A 3,028-nucleotide genomic window follows, 5' to 3' on the forward strand; every position below is an offset into this window, starting at 1 on the left:
GTAAATCTCTTCCTTTATTTAATTAAATACTTGATAATCAGTTAAATAATTCAGGTTGACATTTGTGCCCCTATTTATCCACAACCGGGGTTTGTTTAGCATATAATTTTACCCTCAACAAAACGAATATTCAATGAATTGCTTTTAGCACATCAGCTGAATAATAAACCTGAAAAATTAGTTTACAAATTTAGTGAAGACAGTTTACCTGCAATTATCGCTGGCCTAACTGTAGATGCCGGTTGAAGTTGTTAACCTGCATCTGTGCGAACCTATTGATCTGTTTCTGATTTGAAGAACGTGTTGTACCAATTAGCAAAACCAAAAACAATCAATAAATCAATTAACCAATTATTATGCGAAAAATTCTACGAATAGCATTGCTGTTCCCTTTACTGTTAATGTGCATCCGGGGGGTGGCACAAAACCAGGGAACGGTGATCCAGGGAACAGTTTCAGACGAAAAAGGTGTTACCCTGCCTGGTGCTACAGTATCAGTTAAAGATACCAAGGTTTCGGTTGTAACCGATATTAACGGTAAATACAGTGTTACCATACCCGCAAACGCCAAAACTCTTGTGTTTTCGTTTATCGGAGCCGAGAAGCAGGAAGTGCTTATTGGCGCTAAAACAACAATTAATGTTACACTTAAATCATCAACAACAAGTTTAGCCGAAGTTACCGTAGCGATTGGTTACGGCCAGCAAAAGCGCCAGGATGTAAACGGTGCAATATCATCAATAAAAGCATCAGATATTGCCAACGTGCCACAATCAAGTGTAGATCAGTTATTACAGGGCAGGGTTGCCGGTGTAACGGTTACGCAAAACTCAGGTGCGCCGGGTAGTCAAACATCGGTTCACATCCGTGGTATATCGTCGTTGTCAGGCTCAAACGAGCCATTGTACGTTATTGATGGCGTGCCCATATTTGGCGATGCTAATAACCGGGCCACCAGCGGCCGTTCTGCCGCATTAGGTAATAATGATGAAGTTGCGGTAAGCCCATTGTCGATGCTTAACCCGAGCGATATCGAGTCCATAGATGTATTAAAGGATGCTTCATCAACAGCCATTTACGGTTCAAGAGGCTCAAATGGTGTAATCATTATTACCACCAAGCGAGGTAAAAACGGAAGCGCCCGTGTTGGTTATGATGGTTATTATGGTTTTCAGCAACAGGGTAAATTTTTACCCATGATGAATCTGCAGCAATATGCGACTTTGCAAAACGCCCTTGCCGACAACGTGCAGGTACCCCGCAGAGCTGAGTTTGCATCGCCGGAATTATTAGGCAAGGGTACCAATTGGCAACAAGAAGTTTTCAGGACTGCGCCACAGCAAAGTCACCAGGTATCAGTATCGGGTGGTAAGGATGGCGTGGATTATTATGTATCGGGCGGCTTTTTTGATCAAAAGGGTACTATACTGGGCAGTACTTACAGACGCTATAGCCTGCGCTCAAACATTAATACCCAGGTTAAGGAATGGCTTAAGTTTGGTGCAGTAATAGGTGGAACCCGTAGCGAAGAAAACAGGGGCCTTAGCGATAATAACGGCATTGTATATACCGCATTATTAAGCGCTCCCGATGTACCGGTCAGAAACCCTGATGGATCATTCGCAGGCCCTATTCTTACCGGCGATAATGCGACAGGAGGTTCTATAAATCCTGTTGCGCAGGCTTTATCTTTAACCAATACGCTGGTTAGGCACAATGTCAACAGTAGCTTATATGCTGATATTAAAATATACCGCGATTTAACCTTACGGTCGGAAGTTAACGGCGATTTTAACTGGTCGAAAGCATTGCAGTTTAACCCAACTTATGCCTGGGGAGGGTACATTAATAAAACAGCCAATTTAACCGAATCATGGCAAACGCAAATTTACTGGGGATGGAAAGAGTATTTCTCATACAACCACACATTTGCCAAAAAACATAATGTATATGCCACACTGGGTTACGAGGTTAACGAAGCGCAATGGAACGGCGTAAGTGCTTACACACAAAGCTTTTACAGCAACGATTTGCAAACCCTAAACCTGGGTGATGCGAAATCGGCACGAATTGACGAGTATAAGGGTAGCCAGGCGATGCAATCGGGTATAGCGCGCGTAGTTTATACCTTCGATAGTAAATACAGCTTAACAGCAACAGGCCGTTCAGACAGGTCGTCGAAATTTGCCGAAGGTCATCAAACAGGCTTTTTCCCTTCGGTTGCCGTTTCATGGCGCTTATCTGAAGAGCCGTTTTTGGCAGGCATTAAAAATATAGCAGATAACGTGAAACTAAGGGCCAGTTACGGGCAGGTTGGTAACCAAAACGTACCCAACTACCTATATGGCGCAGCTTTAAAGCCGTCTGCAACAGGTTTTGGTACAGGCTTTTTAATCGACAAGATCAAAAATTCTAACCTAACATGGGAATCCGGGATCCAAACCGATTTCGGTATCGATTTCAGTTTGTTCAATAACAGGATTGATGCAAGTGCTGATTATTATGATAAGACATCAAAAAACTTCCTTTTCCAGGCAGCGCTACCCGCATTTCTTGTGGGCGAAGGTGCAAGCGGATCATACCTTGGSGGTGTAAACCCGCCATATTTTAACTCTGGTAAGCTGAGCAACAAAGGATTCGAGTTTTCTATCAACAGCAAAAACATTGTAGGCAAAGATTTTAAATGGGCAACCACTTTAAATTTCTCGCACTACAAAAACAAAGTGCTTTCATTAGCTAACGGAACGCCGTTTATTGCAGGCAATATTACCAATGGCTTCTTAAACAGGGGTATTACCCGTACCGCTGTAGGGCAACCGGTTGGTGAGTTTTATGGTTACGTAACAGATGGCTTATTTAAAAGCGATGCGGAGCTGGCCAGCTCAAAAACCCAATTCGACAGGCCAATCGCGAATAGCTCTACAGGTACATGGTTAGGCGATATCAGGTATAAGGATTTAAATAACGACGGCGTGATTAATGAAAAAGACCAGACTTACCTGGGTAACCCTAACCCTAAGTTTACTTA

1 protein-coding gene is annotated in these 3,028 nt (G+C 43.0%); it reads left to right on the plus strand.

From position 1 onward, the window contains the following. Positions 1–356: 356 nt before the first annotated feature. On the plus strand, positions 357–3,028 hold a 2,672-nt coding region (locus tag AC1DPZ_RS24680), incomplete at its 3' end, for a SusC/RagA family TonB-linked outer membrane protein (protein WP_477408468.1).

The organism is Mucilaginibacter sp. P4_G9, from assembly GCF_056400985.1.